Consider the following 2,564-nt stretch of genomic DNA (forward strand, 5'->3'; position numbering starts at 1 on the left):
CCTGCCGCACTTAGCCATCGAGCGGCTGAGACGGCAGGAGCGGTCCGCGCCGCCGCGGCCTGACGCGCGCGCGCTCCCACTCCCCGTCGACGACGATCCCGGCGCCTGTTCGGTGCCGCGTGATGGCGGCTGGCGACCAGGCGCACGATGGGCGCGGGCCGACATGCCGACGCGCGCCGAGGTCGAGGAGCAGATCGCCGCGATGCCGATCCACGCCCAGCCGCCCATGCGCGAACTCGGCCGGCGATCGGAGGCGGCTGAGCATCCTTTTCGCGCGCGTGCCGACAAGAGGACCAGCGCCGCGCAGGCAGCGTTGCCGGCACCGCCGATCGCCGCACCGCCGATCGCGCTGATCGATAAGGTCGGCCGGCGCGAAGAGGTCGTCGCCGCGTGCGCGGCGGCCTCCGCGCTCGGCATCCACGTCGGCATGGCGGCAACCCACGCGAGAGCGCTGGTCTCGGACCTCGACTTCCGGCCGGCCGACCGTGCGGCCGACGCGACGCTGCTCGATCGACTTGCCCTATTCGCGGTGCGACGCTGGTCGCCAGTCGCGGCCGTCACTCCCAGCGATGGCCTGTGGCTGGACCTGAGCGGCTGCGACCACCTCCATGGAGGCGAGGAGCGCTTCTGCCGCCGTCTCCACGCGTTCTGCCGGCGCGCTGGCTTCACAGCCCGGGTCGCGATCGCCGACACCCCCGGCGGGGCGCACGCGCTCGCACGCTACGGACCTACCGCGATCTCGATCGTGTCACCCGGCATGACCGGTCAGGCTATCGCATCCCTGCCGGTCGCGGCGCTGCGGCTGGAGCCGATCGCGCTAGCCGCTTCCCGGAAGTTCGGCTTCGAGACGATCGGAGACCTGCTGCCGGTAGCCCGCGCTCCGCTGGCGCGGCGCCTTGGCCTGCCGGCAATCATGCGGCTCGATCAGGCGCTCGGGGGCGTGTTCGAGCCGATCACGGGCGTTGAGGACGTGGAAGCGCCAGCCGTGGAATGTCGACTCCTGGAGCCGATCGGCACGGCCGAGGCGATCGCGCAGGTCATGAGCGACATGCTCGACGACCTCGCCGGCGTCCTGCAGGCGCGCCGGCTTGGCGTGCGCGCGCTCCGCCTGATCGGGCTTCGCGTCGACGGCACTGAGCAGATCGTGGGCATTGGCACGTCGCGGCCGACAAGGGACGTGTTCCACCTCCTGCGGCTCTTGAAGCTGCGCATCGAGCGCATCGATCCTGGGATGGGCATCGAACAATTCCGCATGGTGGCGCCGCACACCGAGCAGCTCGACGCGACTGATTTCGGGGCAGTGCTCGCTGGCGAGACGCTGGTGCGCGACCCTGCCCGCCTGGTCGACGTCGTCGCTGGTAGGATCGGCGGTAATTCCGTTTACCGGATAATGCCGGTGCCGAGCCATGTCCCCGAGCGCGCCACCCTCCGCTGCGATCCGGTGTCATCACCGGGCGTCTGGCCAGCTTGGAAACGACCGATCCGCCTGTTCGGCCGACCCGAGCCACTATTCGGCGTCATCGCGCTCCTTCCCGACCAGCCACCACGGCGCTTCGAGTGGCGCGGCCGTCACCACAAGATTGTCGCCGGTGATGGACCCGAGCGGATCCACGGCGAATGGTGGCGACGAGATGCCGAGGTGTGGGCGGTCCGGGACTATTACCGGGTCGAGGACGAGACCGGCGGCCGCTACTGGGTTTTCCGGCGCGGCGACGGTGTCGAGGGCGAAACCGGCGATCTCAGCTGGTGGATGCACGGCGTGTTCGCATGACCGGCGTGCCCTACGTCGAGCTGCAGCTGCTCACCCACTTCTCGCTTCTGCGAGGTGCTTCCAGCCCGGAGGAACTGTTCGCGGCCGCGGCGGTGCTCGGCTATCCGGCGATCGGCGTGACGGACATGGGCACGGTCGCGGGCGTGGTGCGGGCCTGGGAGGCCCAGAAGGCGACAGGCGTGCGCTCGATCGCTGGCGCGCGAATTGAGACCAGCTGCGGGCGCCAGCTGCTCCTGTACCCGACCGACCGGCCCGCTTGGTCGCGCCTGACGCGGCTGCTTACGATCGGCAAGCGCAGGGCAGGGAAGGGCGGGTGCCTGCTTCACTGGCATGATCTCGAGCCTTGGTCGGAAGGCATGATCGCCATCCTGGTGCCTCAGGAGCCCGATGACGCGAATGTGGTGGCACTGACCGACCTCAGGACCGTCTACGGCCGCCGCGGGTACATGGCGCTGTCGCAACGGCGCCGACCAGACGATGCGATCCGCATCGATGCGCTCGCCCGGCAGGCGGGCTTAGCAGGTGTCCGCGCCGTCGTGACGGGGGACGTCCTGTACCATGCGCCCGAGGCGCGCCTTCTGCAGGATGTAGTGACGGCGGTGCGTGAACACTGCACCGTCGACGAGCTTGGACTTCGCCGGGAGGTCAACGCCGATCGCGCGCTCAAGTCACCGGCCGAGATGGTGCGACGCTTCTCCTCCTATCCCGACGCGCTACGCGCCAGCGTCGACATCGCGCGCGCCTGCACCTTCGATCTCGGCGAGCTTGCGTACAAATACCCGCATGAGCGCGT

Annotated in this window: 2 protein-coding genes; both read left to right on the plus strand. The window is 69.9% G+C overall.

The window, feature by feature from the left end; genetic code table 11:
- On the plus strand, positions 1-1,771 hold a 1,771-nt coding region (locus tag HUU95_RS14030; protein ID WP_368039818.1), incomplete at its 5' end, for a DNA polymerase Y family protein.
- The coding region (locus HUU95_RS14035; protein ID WP_174280665.1) for a PHP domain-containing protein at positions 1,768-2,564 on the plus strand (797 nt) is incomplete at its 3' end. The genes HUU95_RS14030 and HUU95_RS14035, both read left to right, overlap by 4 nt.

It is taken from the genome of Sphingomonas bacterium, from assembly GCF_903643065.1.
In the GTDB taxonomy this organism is placed as follows: Bacteria; Pseudomonadota; Alphaproteobacteria; order Sphingomonadales; family Sphingomonadaceae; genus Sphingomonas.